Origin of the sequence: Neorhizobium huautlense, assembly GCF_030811685.1 — a bacterium.
GTDB lineage: Bacteria > Pseudomonadota > Alphaproteobacteria > Rhizobiales > Rhizobiaceae > Neorhizobium > Neorhizobium huautlense_A.
Map to the genome: position 1 here is coordinate 23601 of NZ_JAUSRF010000022.1, position 16172 is coordinate 39772.

Here is a 16172-nt window from a genome sequence, read left to right on the forward strand (position 1 = left end):
TCTCCCCACCAATACAGGCCGAGCTTGCTGATCGCGCTTTTGAAATTCGTCCATATCACCATGATCGCGATCTGGGCCGCCGGTCTGATCAGTTTGCCTGGGCTTTATGTCCAACGCGCACATGTGAAAGACAAGGACGCGCTTTATCGCCTGCAGATGATGGTGCGCTATGCCTATGTTACGATCATCTCCCCTTCCGCCTTCATCGCGGTGGCAACCGGCACAGCCCTCATTTTTGGCCAACAAACCTATGCGCCATGGTTCTCACTCAAACTGCTTTTTGTTGGCGTGCTCGTTATTCTGCACGTCCTGACTGGACTGATCATCATCAGGCTGTTCAAAGAGGGTGAGAACTATCCCGTCTGGCGCTTCGTCATGGCGACAGCGATCACCGCGATTGTAGCGGCGGTGATCGTATTCCTGGCGCTTGCCAAGCCACCTATCGACACGGAATTTGCGGGCGAACTGATGCGGCCCGGAGGGTTGCGAACCATCGTCGAGCGTCTCAGTCCTTGGCCGATACCATGAGGCCGACGCCATGATCGAAAATCAGCTTGCCGCCATGCCACCCGGCCATTCCCGTCATGATGCAGGTCAGCAAAGAGACAAGAATTCCATGTGGCAGAACATCCCCTGCCCCGGTCACCCGCAGGCCCCAGTTGAGGCCGGCAAATGCGATAAGGGTGACGGCGGCGATTGCATGCGCCCAGCTCGCCACCCGTTCGCGGATGCCGGGCACGGACAGCAACTCGATGGTACCGACAAGGCCGGCAGCCACACCAAAAAAGAAGACGCCGCCCGAACTCCATACACCGACGCGTGTCCAGAACGGATCGGCGGACCACCAGAACAGCATATCGACGGCAAGCGTCAGGAATGCGAGAGCGATGGGAAAATGCACGCTCATGGCATGAAGCGGGTGGCCGGCCACCGCGATCATGGAACTGGCATCCTTCTCCGTAACCTCTGCAATGACAGGATTGGCCGCTTCGGTTTTATCTTCCATCAGAGTTCTCCGCTTTCTGGGCAAAGTCATGGAGAGTGGAGTTGGTTCCGCAGTTTGGGAGCGATCGGCCTTGCCTCGCTTGTCAGCGGATGCAGCGGCGAGCTTTCGGCGCTTGATCCTGCCGGGCCATCTGCGGCATCCATTGCGGATCTCTGGTGGGTGATGCTGTGGGGATCATGCGCCCTGTTCGCGCTTGTCCTCGGTCTTTTTCTGGCGGCGTGGTTTGTTCCCGACTTCGGACGCCGGCTGCCGCCCGATCGATGGATCGTATGGGGTGGTCTCGCCCTTCCCTTGCCGGTTCTGATCGCACTGACCCTATACGCTTTTAACCAGGGTGAATTCCTTCTGAAGGGCGCCACCAAAGATACCGAGGACGTCCTCGAAGTCCGCGCGACCGGGCGGATGTGGGAATGGGATTTTTCCTATCCGACCCTGCCCGGCAGCGTGGCCGAACCAGGGGTCCTGCATATACCGGCCGGCAGAACGATCGAGATCGTCGCCGAAAGCGAGGACGTCATTCACAGTTTCTGGGTGCCCCGCCTCGGCGGAAAGATCGATGCTGTTCCGGGACATGCGAACCGGCTTCGCATCCGTGCCGATAAGCCCGGCCGATATGGCGGCATCTGTTCGGAATACTGCGGTACCGGGCATGCCGGTATGCGTTTCGAGGTTCGTGCTCATGATGAAGACGGTTTTGTGAGAGCGGTCTCTGCGGAGACGAGCGAATGAGCGAGAACATGACGTCAGGCCAAAATCCGATCGCATTGCATCGCGCGCTCGAACGCATATGGGGAACGAAACCCGGATGGGGCCGGCTCGCCGCCGTCAATCACAACGTCATCGGCATCCGGTTCATGCTCACCGCACTGGTATTTTTCGCGATTGGCGGCATTCTTGCCATGCTGATCCGTACGCAGCTGGCGTCAACCGAAAGCGTGTTCATGGATGCCGAGACCTATGCGCAGGTTTTCACCATGCATGGGTCCATCATGATGTTCCTGTTCGCCATACCTTTCTTCGAGGGCATGGCGATCTATCTCCTACCGAAACTGCTCGGCAACCGCGACCTCGCTTTTCCCCGTCTCGGGGCCTATGGCTACTGGTGCTATCTTTTCGGCGGGCTGATCCTGATCGGAGCGCTGATCGGCGGTGTCGCGCCCGACAGCGGCTGGTTCATGTACACGCCCCTGTCATCGTCGGTTTATGCTCCCGGCATCAACTCCGATGTCTGGCTGCTTGGGATCACTTTCGTCGAGATTTCGGCGCTTTCAGCAGCGGTCGAAATCATCGTGACGATCATGAAGATCCGAGCAGCCGGCATGTCGATCGATCGTATTCCCATTTTCGCATGGTACATGCTCGTGGTTGCGACCATGATGCTGGTCGGCTTTCCGCCCCTCATTCTCGGTTCCATCCTGCTGGAGGTCGAACGTGCATTCGACCTGCCGTTCTTCGACCCCACACGCGGGGGCGATCCGTTGCTGTGGCAACATCTCTTCTGGCTGTTTGGGCACCCGGAGGTTTACATCATTTTCCTGCCGGCGGCCGGCGCGATTTCCACCATTCTGCCTGTCCTCGCCGGCACGCCGCTTGCCGGCTACCGCATGATCGTTGCGGCTATCGTCTCCATGGCGTTTCTGTCGTTCGGATTGTGGGTGCACCACATGTACACGGTGGGCATTCCGCATGTCGCCCTTTCCTTTTTCTCGGCGGCAAGCGCTCTCGTTGCCGTGCCGACGGCGATCCAGATCTTTGCCTGGCTCGCAACGATTGCTCACGGGCGGCCGCGTTTTTCCATTCCCATGCTGCACATTTTCGGGTTCTTCTTCGTGTTCGTTATCGGAGGTCTGACGGGCGTCATGCTCGCCATGGTGCCGTTCGACTGGCAGGCCCACGACACGCATTTTGTCGTTGCTCACCTGCACTATGTCCTGGTCGGCGGCTTCGTTTTTCCCATGCTGGCAATGGCGTATTACTGGGTTCCGCACCTCAGTGGAAAGCAGCCGGTCCAACACCTTTCCCATGCAGCGTTCTGGATGGTTTTCATCGGCTTCAACGTCGCTTTCTTTTTCATGCATCTGACAGGCTTGCTCGGTATGCCGCGGCGGATATTCGAATATCCCTCTGACTTTGGTTGGGAAACCTTGAACTTCGTTTCCTCGATGGGGAGCTTTCTGATGGCGATGGGTTTCGCCCTGGTTGCCCTCGATTTCATTCTGCTGTTCAAGTTCGGTCGACCGTTCAGGCGCAACCCTTGGCACGCCGGGACGCTGGAGTGGGCCATGCCGACACCGCCGCCCTCCTACAATTTCGCATCCATCGCCCGCATCGACAGCCGTGCGGACCTCCTCGATCCCGACAAGATCGGGCCGCGCCTTGCTGCCGGCGACGGCTATCTCGGCATGCCCCGGCACGATCGGATGGAAGTGCTGGGCGTGGACCCCATAAGCGGAGAGCCGGACCAGGTCGTGGAGCTTCCGCGTCAGACCTATCTGCCGCTCTGGACTGCGCTGGCGACGGGCGTCTTCTTCCTGCTCATGCTCTTCAAGCTCTACTGGCTTATTCCCTTGGCGCTTGCCGCCGTGATCGGATGCTTCTGGCTATGGACTGTTCGTGATGGTTCTCCAATCGACCGGGATCCGGTCTCGATTGGGCACGGCCTGAAGATACCGGTGCATATCAGGGCACAGATCCCGCCATCCCATCTCGCCATGGTGTTGACGCTTGTCGCCAACGCAACGCTTTACATCTCGCTGCTTTTCGGCTGTCTTTTTCTATGGGTCTCGGCGCCCAACTGGCCCCCGCAAGACGTCTCGCTCGACATTCAGATTCTGGTCCTCGCTGCCGTTGTTTCCATCCTGGCTTGCGTCGGCAGCCGATTGGCAAGTCGCAAGACGAACATGGCTTTGGCCGGAAATGCTCTGGCATTCTGTGCGCATCTTCTGTCGGCAGCGCTGTTTCTTTGGGTTGCTCTCCTGACGTTGCCTGCGCCCTCGGGCCATGCCGCAATCGCTTCGCTGTTCGTCATTCTCATCTACGCCGCCCTACACGGCATGATCGGTGCCATCTTTGCCGCCCACGCCATATGGCGGGCGTTGCGCGGCCATGATGAAGCGGTGCGATCGCTCGATTTGAGGATCGGACGGCTTTGGCATGACTATTCGGCGGCAGCGGGCGTATGCGCAGTCGGCTTTTGCCTGAACCTGCAAAGCCTGATCGCAGGAAGCACACCATGATGCGCCGTCCTGTCCTCATCATGGTTCTGGGTTTTCTCGTCTGGAGCGGCGCCTTCCTCGGTATCTACTTCACCCAGGCGACCGCCTGTAGCCTTGCGACAGAGAACCAGTTCCTTCACCCCTCCGGATGGGCGCTCCGATCTGTTTTGATTGGGCTTTTCCTGGCGAGCGTGGTGATGGTGGTTGCCGTCTACCGGCTTCAGCGACGCTCGAGCGCTTTATCTGGTGACACCAGAACCTCCGACTTCCTGAAAGGCGTCACGACATACGTGTCGGTTGCGGCTCTCTTTTCGACCGCCTTCTGTTTCATCGGCGTCTTCTGGCTTACCTTGTGCGCGCTCTGAACCTCGACAATGCCGGTAATGCAATGTCGCGCCACATGCCGCGCGTGGTCTGTTGCCTGACGGATACTCACATAAACGTGTTCATTTTCTATTGAGCCTTCTGCCCGCCGGATCGTTGCGAACCATGTGCCTGTGAAAACACAGGGTGCAGTCGCATCGAAAAGGGAGAGCGCATGACCGGCACAGCATCGTTGCCACAACCGGATGAACTGTATGGCAATGTCTTCGATGCCTGTCAGGACAAAGCAAACCTTCCACTCTCGAAAATGGTCGTGTTGGGTACGCTCGCCGGCATCTATATCGGCCTGGGTGGACTTTTCGCAACGGTCGCTCTTGCAGGTGCCGAAGGAATTGCCTTCGGCGCGGGTCAGGTTCTAGCCGGCATGGTGTTCTCTCTCGGGCTTGCGCTTGTGCTGATTGCAGGTGCGGAACTGTTTACTGGCAATACGCTGATGTTGGGAGCGGTTGCCGCGAAGCGGATACCGCTGATGCGGGCAATCACCGCCCTTTCTGTCGTTTATGTCGCAAACTTTGCAGGGGCGATCCTGCTTGCGGGCGTTGCGGCCGTGTCCGGATTTCACGAAGCGGGTGACGGCGCCGTCGGGCGCGCGGCCATGGATCTTGCCGAGACGAAGACGGCAAAGACTTTTGCGACGACCGTCGCAAGCGGCGTTCTTGCCAATCTGCTGGTTTGCCTGGCGGTATGGCTGGCTTATGCGGCGCAGAGCGTGGCCGGCAAGATCATCGGTCTCGTCCTGCCGGTCACGGCGTTCGTGGCGGCGGGGTTGGAGCATTCGATCGCCAACATGTACCTTCTGTCCTATGCCTATCTGGCACAGGGACTGATCGACCAGGGCACCACTTTGCTGTCGCTTGGCGAAATCCTCGCCAATCTGCTGCCTGCAACAATCGGAAATATTCTAGGGGGGGCCTTTGTCGCTCTCGCTTATCACGCTGCCTACGGCAAGAGCGCCCCTGCCTGAGCCCATACGACAACGGCGCCTGCGCAGGCTGATATTGAACTCAGATAAGAGGAGAAATTTCATGGCGGATCATATCGCAAATCCGGAATCGGAAGGCCCTGCCGGTGGATGGGGTTCGCTGAAATCGATCGCGCGCATCTACGGCGATACATGGCCGACGCCTGCGACAATCGAAGCGCTGGCCCAGCAAAACAAGCCAAAAGGCTTCATGTGTGTTTCCTGCGCCTGGCCGAAACCCGTCAATTATCATCCTTTCGAATTCTGCGAGAACGGCGCAAAGGCAACGATGTGGGATCTTACCAAAGCGCGCTGTACGCCGGATTTCTGGGATGGACACACGGTGTCCGAACTGCGGGCCTGGAAAGACCACGATCTGGAAATGACCGGCCGGCTGACGCACCCGCTCTATTATGATGCGGGGACGGACCGTTATGTCGAGGTAACCTGGGAGGAGGCTTTTACCAAGATCGGAGCAACGCTGAAGCAACTGCATCCCGATTCCGCGGTCTTCTATTCCTCCGGACATGCTGGGCTGGAAGCAGCCTATCTCTACGCACTGCTCGCACGGCAATATGGGACAAACAATCTGCCGCAAAGCTCGAACATGTGTCACGAAACGACCTCCGTGGGCTTGAACAAGGTCATTGGCTCGCCGGTTGGCACGGTGGTTTGGGAGGATTTGGAGAAAGCGGACGCCTTCTTTTTCTTTGGTCAGAACCCGGGCTCCAACAGCCCGCGTTTTCTGCACCCTTTGCAGGATGCGAAGAAACGCGGCGCGAAAATCGTCACGTTCAATCCCGTGATCGAGCAGGGGCTGGTTTCGTTCGTCAACCCGCAAAACCCCTTCGACATGCTGACCGGCAACGAAACGGCGATTTCCGACCATTATTTGCAGGTCAAGGCAGGTGGCGATATCGCCGCAATTCTCGGTCTCTGCAAGACCGTGATCGAAGCGGACGACGAAGCGGTGGCGTCGGGCACAAGCCGTGTCATCGATGTCGAATTCATCGACACCCATACGACAGGCTTTTCGAGTTTCATCGATTGCGTCCGTCAAAGCACTTGGCATGATATCGAGCGTGAAAGCGGGCTAACCGAAACAGCGATCCGTGATGCGGCGGACGTCTATATTCGTGCCGAACGCGTGATCGGGGTCTACGGCATGGGCCTGACACAACATGCCCAGGGCGCGCTCAACGTCGCCATGCTGGTCAACCTCCTCCTCCTACGCGGGAATATCGGTCGTGAAGGCGCCGGCTGCTGTCCGGTGCGCGGTCATTCGAACGTTCAGGGCCAAAGGACGGTCGGCGTTGCCGAAAAGACCGAATTGATCCCGATGGAAAAACTTAAAGAACTCTTCGATTTCAATCCGCCGACAGAAGACGGCCTGACCATCGTGGATGCCGTCAAGGGAATGATCGCCGGAGACATTAAGGCGACGATCTGTCTTGGCGGAAATCTTCTGCGCGCGGTCCCTGAACAGGGCGAGATGGAAACCGGTTGGGCAAGCCAGGAACTGACTGTGATGGTCTCCACCAAACTCAACCGCAGCCATCTTTTCCCAGGCAGGCACGCCTATATCCTGCCTTGCCTGTCACGGCTCGAAATCGATGAGCAGGCAACGGGTCCGCAAGCGGTGACGACCGAGGACAGTTTCTCGCATATCTCCGGATCGCTCGGAAAACGCTCTCCGGCTTCGAAACATCTAAAGAGCGAACTGGCGATTGTTGCCGGCATTGCCAAGGCGACACTTGCTGACCAGCCAAGTCTACGCTGGGATGAATGGACGGGCGATTATGGTCTCGTCCGCGACCTGATCGAAGCGACCTATCCCGAAGATTTCAGAGACTACAATCGCCGCATGTTTGAGCCCGGCGGCTTTTATCGTGGCAACGATGCCCACGAACGGGTGTGGAACACCGATGAAGGCAAAGCAGTGTTCACGACGCCGGACCGGATGAACGCGCTGTCCTTCGAGGATGCGGAAGGACGTTTCAGGCTGGTGACGATGCGTTCCAACGACCAGTTCAACACGACGATCTACGGCTATTCAGACCGTTTCCGTGGCATTGAAGGCACCAGAGACGTGGTGCTGATGTGCGAGGCAGATATCGTAGCCGCAGGTCTCTCCGAGGGTCAAACAGTGAATCTTGTCAGCGATTTCGGTGACAACAAACGTCGTGAACTACCCGGTCTCAAAGTCGTCGCCCACAACCTGCCACGCGGGACGATCGGCGCGTATTATCCAGAAAGCAACGTACTGAACGCAATCGATCATCACGATGAGCTCTCGAAGACACCCGCTTCGAAAGCTATCCCAGTGCGCATCGAAGCCTAAGGGCTAGAACGCAGCTGAAGCGATATCGAGCTATTCTGAGCGAGCCCGCTCCGTCGTGATGGGTGTGGCTCATGGTGGTCTTAATTCGGAAGTTTTAAACGCAGTGAGGTCAATGTTTTCAATGAGCACCGAAAAGAATGTCGTTTATGGGCTGACAAAGGTCTTCGTGGCTCTTCTCATAGTCGTATTTGTGGGGGTGTGCATATACCTAATAACGTGACCTCCGTCTTGATGGGATTGGAACCACTGACCCATGAATTCGATGGGCATTGAAGACACCCTGGTGAGCGGAACGCGTGATGTCTCCAAGATGAAAGCTTCCCTCTCCTTAGATCAAGATTGTGCCCTCCATGCATGAGCAACGGGACCGGAGTTAAATATTGATTTCAATACTCATATTTTATAATGTCATGAAATGAGTATCTCGACGTCTCCTTCCCAAACGGTCACTACGCACCTTCAAGGCCATTTGCTCGTGGAGACGAGTACGAAGATTTTTTCCGAACCGCTTCACGTCTCGTCACCCATTCATGACGGGCTCCGGATCATCGTCGTCCTGCAAGGCAGGATGCAGCTCGAGGCCGGTGACGCGCCGCTTTTGGACATTCGCACCCCAACGACATTTGCCGTTCTGAGCGAAGGGGAAAACAGGCGACAGCAGGTTTTTTCGCGAGACACACCTTTCAGCGTCGTTCTCCTGCAGATCGACCGTGCGCTTATCGAGACCGAATATCAGCGCGATCCGGCATCTCTATTATGTGGCACGCAGGGTCGATCACACGGCAGCCTCGTTCTGAGATCAAGACAGGCGGACACTACTATCCGTGCTCTCGGTGCTCAGTTGCTGGGTGACAATGACCAAAAACATGGCTTCTATCGGTGTGCGAAGGCACTGGAACTCGCTTCCCTGGTCTTCGATGGCTTTTCTCCTGCGTCCGACCGGATTGCTGCGAGCCTTCTGACCCCATCGGATCAGGAGCGGGTGCGCGCCGCCCGCGACCTGCTCGTTGCACACGCCATCGATCCACCTGACCTTACGGATGTCGCGCGACAGTGCGGCATCAATCTATCCAAGCTGCACCGTGGCTTTCGCGCGATCTACGGCATGGCCCCCTATCGCTATGTTCAGGAATATCGCCTCAACCGTGCTTACAAAATGCTGGCCAGCGGACATTTCGCGGTAAGCCAGGTCGCCTCGGAGGCAGGTTATACGGCAGCGCATTTTTCCACCCTATTCCGACGCCGCTTCGGCTACGCACCGAGCACCCTCATACCCCACGCTACCTCCAGTGAGGACTGTGACCTTTCGTGACAGGATCGCAAAAGCATTTCTCAGGATCACGAAAGTGGAGCTCATTGCTCACCATTCCATGACAAAGCTAAAACGCCACCACCAAATTCGTGGGGGCTAACGATGACATTTTCTGCAAATTCCGAACGGATTAGACGCTTGGGTCTGGCATTGCTCGGCAGTTCCGCAATGCTTCCGCCGATGCTCAACCTTGCTTACGCGCAGGAAGGCGGCACCCAACTTGCACCGATCGTTGTCCAGGCAGACGGCGAGAATGCCAAGGGACCGGTTCGGGGCATCGTTGCGAAACAGAGTGCAACCGCCACCAAATCTAGCCGCGCCGTGGTGGAGACACCGCAATCGATCTCCATCGCCACAGCTGACCAGATCCGCCAGCAACAGGTCACGACGACCAGCGAGGCCATGCGTTACACGCCCTCCACAAATGCCGAGATTTTTGGTGCCGATCCGCGCGCCGACTGGATCCGCATGCGCGGTTTCATCGTTCCGGAGCTGTTGGACGGTACGCGCATGCCCCGCGCCACCTATGCCTGGCCGCGCATCGACCCCTACATGGTCGAGCGTATCGAGGCCTTGCGTGGGCCGGCTGCAGCCCTTTACGGCCAGACTCCCCCCGGCGGCCTCATCAATTTCGTCAGCAAGAAGCCGACTGACGAACCGCTGCGCGAGGTGCAGTTCACGCTCGGCGAGCCATGGCGCAAGCAGGCGGCATTTGATTTCAGCGGGCCGATCGACGACGAAGGACAGTTCCTCTATCGCCTGACCGGCATGGTGCGTGACGCGGAAACGCAGGTGGATCATGTCGACGACAACCGCATGTTCATCGCGCCATCTCTGACCTGGAAGCCGGAAGAAGGCACCGAACTGACCATTTCGGGGCATCACATCCGTGATGATGGCGGCTCGCTGCAGTTCCTGCCCGCCCCCGGCATGCTCTATCCCAGCGCCTACGGTTATTACGGCCGCGATACCTATATCGGCGAGCCGGGTTATGATGATTTCCAACGCCGCCAGTCGGCAATCGGTTATCAGTTCGCACACACATTCGATAACGGCATCACGTTCAATTCGTCAGCGCGGCTGATGGAAGTCGATTATGACCTGAACGTCGTGCGCGGCCATCCCGCAGCCGCCGCAGTTCCACCGATGGTCAATCGTCTCGCGGCCGCAATTCATGACGTCGCCCGTACTTTCACCATGGACAACAACGTTTCCGGCACTGTCGAGACAGGACCGGTAACGCATAATCTGCTCGCCGGTGTCGACCTTCTCGTCCAGAATTACGACTATCAGTTCGGTACCGGCACGGCGTCGCCGCTCAACATCTACAATCCCGTTTATGGTCAAGCGACGATCGGCACGATCACCAACACGGCGAATGCAAAGCAGAACATAAATCAGGTTGGCTTCTACCTTCAGGACGAGATGTCACTCGACAACTGGCGCCTGACGCTGACGGGCCGCTATGACGCAGCTGAAATGGATACCTACAACAGGCTGAATTCGACGCGAACCGTCAACGACGACGGCGCCTTCACCGGTCGCGCCGGCCTGCTTTACGCGTTCGACAATGGCATTGCCCCCTATGTCAGCTACGGCACCTCGTTCGAGCCGACGCAGGGCCTCAGCACCACCGGCCAGCCTTGGGACCCGAATGAAGGCAAGCAGTGGGAAGCGGGCGTAAAATACCAGCCGCTTGGGACCGACCACCTGTTCACATTGGCGGCTTTTGATCTCGAGCAGAGTAATCTCGTCGTCACCAGCGGTGGTGTTTCCCAACAGATCGGTCGCGTCGAGATGCGCGGCATCGAGGCCGAAGCGAAGATCAACATGTGGGAAGGCTGGGATGTGATCGCCTCTTATGCCTATCTGGACTCGAACGTCACGGCTACGGGCAAACGCGTCATCTACGTGCCGAACCATCAGGCCGCCCTGTGGGTGAACCATACGTTTTCCGGAAACCTCGAAGGTTTTAGCGCCGGCGCCGGCGTGCGCTATACCGGTGCGAGCTTCGGTGATACCGCCAATGCCCTCGAGGCACCGGCCTACACCCTGTTCGACGTAGCCGCACGCCTCGATCTCAGCGCCATCAACGACAGCCTGAAGGGTTCGGAAATTGCCGTCAATGTCGCCAACCTGTTCGACGAGGAGTATGTCGCGTCGTGCAACACGGTCACCCAATGCTACTGGGGAACGGGCCGCACGATCCGCGCGACGCTGACGCATCGCTGGTAAGGAAAGGTATTGGTGGCAGGGCAATGATGTTGCGAAGACGGGACATATTGGGTTTGACGGCTGGCGCAATGGCGTTGGCCGCCAGTCCGGCGCGCGCGCAAAAGGCGGCGCTCGTTTCGTCGTCCCTGCCAGACCTGCCTTCACCACCCAAGCGGATCCTGCTGGGGGACGGGCACTTGCTGCTTGCCCTTTCGCTGGTTCATGACGCGCCCGGTGATCTCGTCTGCGCCTGGCAGGGCGATCTGGTCCGTCACAGCAAGGAAATCTTTGCCACTTACCAAGCGGCCTACCCTCACCTGTCGACAGTTCCGCTCGTAGGACAGGCCAGCCCGCAGACTTTTTCAGTCGAAGCCGCTCTTTCCAGCCGCCCCGACGTTGTTCTCCTCGGCGGCTGTTATGGACCGGGACCGGAAGACGAAACCGTGGTCAAGCGGCTGGAAGCCGCCGGGATCCCGGTCCTGTTCGTCGACTTTTATGAAGACCCGATTGGCAATACTGCGCCAAGCATGCGGCTGATCGGCAAGCTGCTCGGTGGAGCGGCCGAAGAAAAGGCCGAACGTTTTGCCAGCTGGCACGAAACGTCGGTTGCGGCTATCCGCACCCGCCTCGCCGAAACAGCGCCAAATCGTCCAACCGTCATGCTGCAGGCCAATGCCGGCGCGCCCGGATGGGACTGTTGCTGGATGCCCGGCACCGGTGGCCTCGGCGCCTTCATCGAGCTTGCGGGCGGCGACAATATCGGCGCACGGCTCGGTTCCCTTCCCTGGGTGCAGGCACGGCGAGAATTTGTCCTGACAATGGACCCGCAGTTTGTTTTCGTCACCGGTGGCGGTTATCTTGCCGGTCGCGGCGGGCTTGTCATCGGTCCGGGCGTTAGCTCCGACGCGGCAACGGCCAGTCTTGAGGCGGTCGCAAGATCAGCGGACACAGCACCTTTGACGGCATTCCAGCAGCAGCGCCTCAGCGGCATCTGGCATCTGCTGCATGCCACGCCGTTCAATATCGTCGCAGCACAGGCGATTGCCCGCAGGCTTCATCCGGAACTCTTTGGCGATATGGATCCGGCGGCGACCATGGCAGGCATCAACCGCGATTTTCTGGCCGTGCCGCTCGAGGGAACCTACACCGTGGACCTTTCCGCATGACCGTCCATCAGAGCCAATCTGCGGTGATGCTTGGTGAGAATGGCGAGCGCATCATCGCGCGCCATCACCGGCTATCCATCAAGCGCGGGATCATGTTGCTCTGTCTTCTGACGGTCGCCCTGCTGTTGCTTTTCACCGACATCGTCACCGGACCATCCGGGTTGACCGCCCACGCCGTCCTTGGCGGTCTCATGGATCCCACGTCGCTCGATCGCATCGACGCTGTCATTCTCTATGACGTGCGACTGCCGGCTGCCCTGATGGCACTTTTGGTGGGAGCGGCGCTCGCGACCGCCGGGGTCGAGATGCAGACAGTGCTCGACAATCCGCTTGCCTCCCCCTTCACGCTGGGCGTCTCATCAGCCGCAGCCCTTGGTGCGGCCGTTGCCATTGTCACCGGCGCCAGCATTCCGTTTCTTGGAGCCAACTGGCTCGTGTCCGCGAACGCCTTCGTGTTTGCGATCGGCTCCGTCGCCCTGCTGCAACTGCTGACAAGTCTCAGAGGTGGCGGCAGCGAGCACCTCGTTCTGTTCGGCATCGCTTTGGTATTCTCCTTCAACGCCGCGATCTCGCTCCTGCAATTTTACGCCTCTGCCCAATCCGTGCAGCAGGTGGTCTTCTGGATGATGGGTAATCTGCAACGGGCCGACTGGACGAATGTCTCCGTCCTGGCGCTGGTTACCGTGGTCGTGTTGCCGCTGTCATGGCTGGCATCACCACAGTTGACGGCACTGCATCTCGGCGAGGAACGCGCCATGTCCTTCGGCGTCGATGTCAGGCGCCTGAGACTGTTTTCGCTGATCCGGGTCAGCCTTCTGACGGCGACGGCCGTCGCCTTCGTCGGCACGATCGGCTTCATCGGCCTCGTCGGTCCGCATATCGCCCGCATGATCATCGGCGAGGACCACCGTTTCCTCATACCCGCGAGCGCGCTCTCCGGCGGCGTCCTGCTGCTTGGCGCATCGATCGCCGCAAAGCTTCTGGTCCCGGACGCCAATCTGCCCGTCGGCATCGTTGCTGCCCTTGTCGGCGTGCCTGTCTTTGTGGCGCTGATCCTCCGGCAGGGAAGACGCCGATGACCGCGCTCTCGCTTCGGGACGTTCATGCGGGCTATGCCGGTAAACCTGTTCTGCATGGCGTCAGCCTGCCGGACGTCACTCCCGGACAAATCCTGGCGCTGACGGGCCCCAATGCCGCCGGCAAGTCCACCGTGTTGAAAGCGATAGGAGGTTTCCTTCCGGTCAGGGGCACGATCATGCTCGGACCAGACGACATAACCCGGCTCAAACCCTTCCAGCGCGCCGGCAAGATTTCCTACATGCCGCAGGCACTGCCTCGAGGCGTTGGTCTCAACGTGTTCGAGAGCGTTTTGGCGGCGCTTCGCATTGCCGGCAAGCACGGGGCGACAATCTCAGGACTATCTTTGGAACGTCAGGCGGCCGCGCTGATCGAGAATCTCGACCTTGGTGATATTGCCCTCTCGAACATCGACACCCTTTCGGGCGGCCAGAAGCAGATGGCTGCCCTGGCGCAAGCTCTTGTCGGCAATCCATCGGTGCTGCTGCTCGACGAACCGACCAGTGCGCTCGATCTGCGCCATCAGGACGAATTCATGCGCGTAATCCGCAGCGTGGCAGCATCCGGGACGATCGTCGTCGTCGTTTTGCACGAGCTTGCTCTGGCAGCGCGGATGTCCGACCGCATCGCGGTTCTTTCGAAAGGCCGTATTGTCGCCGAGGGATTGCCGGTGGAGGTTTTGAGCCGCGATATCCTGGCCGACGTCTGGGGGATCGATGCTGAAGTGACGGTCAATGCGCGGGGATCGCTGCTGATCGATGTGCTCGGTCCTTCACGGAACGTCATCAAGAAGGAAATAGAATGACTGAGGTTTCGGGGTTGCTATCGGCCACGACAAAGGTGATCTGTCCTGACGCTGTCCGCCTGGGGCGGATCATGACGGAGCATCTTGTCGAACACGGCAACGAGATAGTCCCGGTTTCCGAGACCGTATGGACGCTTTCCTCGAGCAGTGGCGATGCCCGCATCATCGCCGATGGAGGCAGCCTCCGGATTGAGACTTCCGCGCCCGACGCAGAAATGCTGCTGGAAATGAAATATCTGCTGGCCAGTCATCTGGGCGAATTCAACCACGAGAGTGGGGCGGATATTTTATGGCAGGGCGATGGCGAAGAGATAGCCTCACTTCCCAATCTCCGCAGCTTGAAGGTTCTGGGTATTCGTGACCTTTCACCGCATATCCGCAGGATCACGTTCGGGTCGTCGAAGCTGAAGCGCTTCAATACGCCGCTGGCGCTTCACGCCAAACTTCTTTTTCCGCGCGATCATGCTCCTCTCTGTCTTCCCAGTCTGACACCGATCGGAACGATCGACTGGGGATCAGATGAAGAACGCGCGATCATCCGCAAGTACACCATCCGCCGCATCGACCCGCAGTCCGGCACGCTCGATATCGATTTCGTACTCCACGACCATGGCGGCCCCGGCAGCCGCTTTGCAGCGAATGCCAAGGTCGGCGATGTGTTAGGGATGATCGGGCCCGGCGGCGGTAGTGCGAGACCTGCCGACTGGAACCTTTTTGCCGGTGACGAAACCGCCCTGCCCGCGATTGCACGCCTCATCGAGGCATTGCCGGCGGACGCGCGCGGTAAGGCCATCATTGAAGTGGCGGACGAGCGCGACGAGCAACCGATTTGCTGTAGCACTGGTATTGATATCGCATGGCTGCATCGCAGCCGCTCAGCCTCACCCAACGAACTTGCGGAGCGTGTTTCGTCCGTCCGATTGCCATCTAATGGATCCGTTTTCGCTTGGGCCGGCACTGAGTTCTCGACGTTTCGCAAGATACGTTCCGACTGGCGTTCCTTTAGACGTCTACCGAAAGAAGACCATTTGGCGGTGTCCTATTGGCGCGATGGCCACGCGCAGACCTAAGGCTGACCTGTTTGGAGGTGCGCCCGTTTATAAGACCTTGATGGGACATGAACTACTGTCCTATTAATAGCGTGCCAGCCAATTCCGCTAAGTCGTTTTCAATACGATAGAAACCGTCCCGCGAAGATAACGCCGATCCAGCAGACCATGGAGATCACCGCCGCAACTTTCGCTGCGATGGGCGCCCCAACTCTCGCGTCCCACTCGCTGACAGTTCGATAAACTCCCTTGTGGAATATCACGATGTTTATCGCAGCAACGACGATCAGTCCGAATTTCCACGGGCTCGCAGCGCTTTTCGAAACGACATAGACGATGCCCGTAAACATCGCCGCACCTGTGATGGCAACGATCGCGAATCCTATGTGGGATACAGGAAGCAGCAGCCGAGTAACGGTCGTGACCGCAACGACCTTCCTTCCCATCCCGAGGAGCCTCAGATCAACCAGAAACGCCGGGCCAACCATGATCGCTATACCGACGACGTGAAGGCTCATAAGGACTGGATAGAGGTAAGGCGTCATACGGACAAGCTGGCCGACCTGTGATTGCTCAAGCCAGCCAAACGTCGAGACAAACATCTCCGAGAAATTTTCCAAATGCATGCCCTCGAAAACTCAA

At 58.6% G+C, this 16172-nt stretch carries 14 protein-coding genes; 12 read left to right on the forward strand and 2 right to left on the reverse strand.

From position 1 onward, the window contains the following. The first annotated feature begins 24 nt into the window (after positions 1–24). A complete protein-coding gene (locus J2T09_RS23895; protein WP_306839324.1) occupies positions 25–528 on the forward strand; it encodes a CopD family protein in 504 nt (167 codons plus the stop codon). On the opposite strand, the gene J2T09_RS23900 is transcribed toward J2T09_RS23895, so the two are convergent. Then, positions 506–940 carry a DUF2231 domain-containing protein gene (locus J2T09_RS23900; protein WP_306839326.1) on the reverse strand — a complete coding sequence of 145 codons (435 nt, stop codon included), beginning with the start codon at positions 938–940 and terminating at the stop codon, positions 506–508. The two genes, J2T09_RS23895 and J2T09_RS23900, sit on opposite strands and share 23 nt — an antisense overlap. On the opposite strand from J2T09_RS23900, the gene coxB reads away from it, so the two are divergent. The 11 genes from coxB to J2T09_RS23955 all read left to right on the forward strand — a co-directional run bounded on the left by coxB (position 911) and on the right by J2T09_RS23955 (position 15551). Beyond that, positions 911–1735 carry a cytochrome c oxidase subunit II gene (gene coxB / locus J2T09_RS23905; protein WP_306839328.1) on the forward strand — a complete coding sequence of 275 codons (825 nt, stop codon included), beginning with the start codon at positions 911–913 and terminating at the stop codon, positions 1733–1735. The genes J2T09_RS23900 and coxB overlap by 30 nt on opposite strands. Further along, the gene (ctaD, locus tag J2T09_RS23910; protein ID WP_306839329.1) at positions 1732–4242 is read left to right on the forward strand and encodes a cytochrome c oxidase subunit I; all 2511 of its coding nucleotides are present in this window, start codon (positions 1732–1734) and stop codon (positions 4240–4242) included. Before coxB ends, ctaD begins: the two co-directional genes overlap by 4 nt. After that, positions 4239–4586 (forward strand): hypothetical protein, encoded by a 348-nt coding sequence (locus J2T09_RS23915; protein WP_306839332.1) that lies wholly within the window; start codon positions 4239–4241, stop codon positions 4584–4586. The genes ctaD and J2T09_RS23915 overlap by 4 nt, the downstream gene beginning before the upstream one ends. Before the next feature lie 173 nt (positions 4587–4759). Further along, a complete protein-coding gene (locus tag J2T09_RS23920; protein ID WP_306839334.1) occupies positions 4760–5569 on the forward strand; it encodes a formate/nitrite transporter family protein in 810 nt (269 codons plus the stop codon). A gap of 61 nt (positions 5570–5630) precedes the next feature. Continuing rightward, positions 5631–7907: an FdhF/YdeP family oxidoreductase gene (locus J2T09_RS23925; RefSeq protein ID WP_306839336.1), complete on the forward strand. Its 2277-nt coding sequence runs from the start codon at positions 5631–5633 to the stop codon at positions 7905–7907. A gap of 475 nt (positions 7908–8382) precedes the next feature. Beyond that, a complete protein-coding gene (locus J2T09_RS23930; protein ID WP_306839338.1) occupies positions 8383–9219 on the forward strand; it encodes a helix-turn-helix transcriptional regulator in 837 nt (278 codons plus the stop codon). Positions 9220–9321: 102 nt separating this feature from the next. Next, the gene (locus J2T09_RS23935) at positions 9322–11454 is read left to right on the forward strand and encodes a TonB-dependent siderophore receptor (protein WP_306839340.1); all 2133 of its coding nucleotides are present in this window, start codon (positions 9322–9324) and stop codon (positions 11452–11454) included. Positions 11455–11507: 53 nt separating this feature from the next. Continuing rightward, entirely contained in the window at positions 11508–12599 is a 1092-nt protein-coding gene (locus tag J2T09_RS23940; RefSeq protein ID WP_306839342.1) for an ABC transporter substrate-binding protein, read from the forward strand. Further along, positions 12596–13678, forward strand: coding sequence for a FecCD family ABC transporter permease (locus J2T09_RS23945; RefSeq protein ID WP_306839344.1), 1083 nt, complete (start codon positions 12596–12598; stop codon positions 13676–13678). The genes J2T09_RS23940 and J2T09_RS23945 overlap by 4 nt, the downstream gene beginning before the upstream one ends. After that, positions 13675–14481, forward strand: coding sequence for an ABC transporter ATP-binding protein (locus tag J2T09_RS23950; RefSeq protein WP_306839346.1), 807 nt, complete (start codon positions 13675–13677; stop codon positions 14479–14481). The genes J2T09_RS23945 and J2T09_RS23950 overlap by 4 nt, the downstream gene beginning before the upstream one ends. Continuing rightward, complete coding sequence (locus J2T09_RS23955) at positions 14478–15551, forward strand: siderophore-interacting protein (protein ID WP_306839347.1); 1074 nt, start codon at positions 14478–14480, stop codon at positions 15549–15551. Before J2T09_RS23950 ends, J2T09_RS23955 begins: the two co-directional genes overlap by 4 nt. A gap of 98 nt (positions 15552–15649) precedes the next feature. Here the strand turns inward: J2T09_RS23955 and J2T09_RS23960 are convergent, their stop codons facing one another. Next, entirely contained in the window at positions 15650–16132 is a 483-nt protein-coding gene (locus J2T09_RS23960; protein ID WP_306839349.1) for a hypothetical protein, read from the reverse strand. Positions 16133–16172 lie beyond the last annotated feature (40 nt).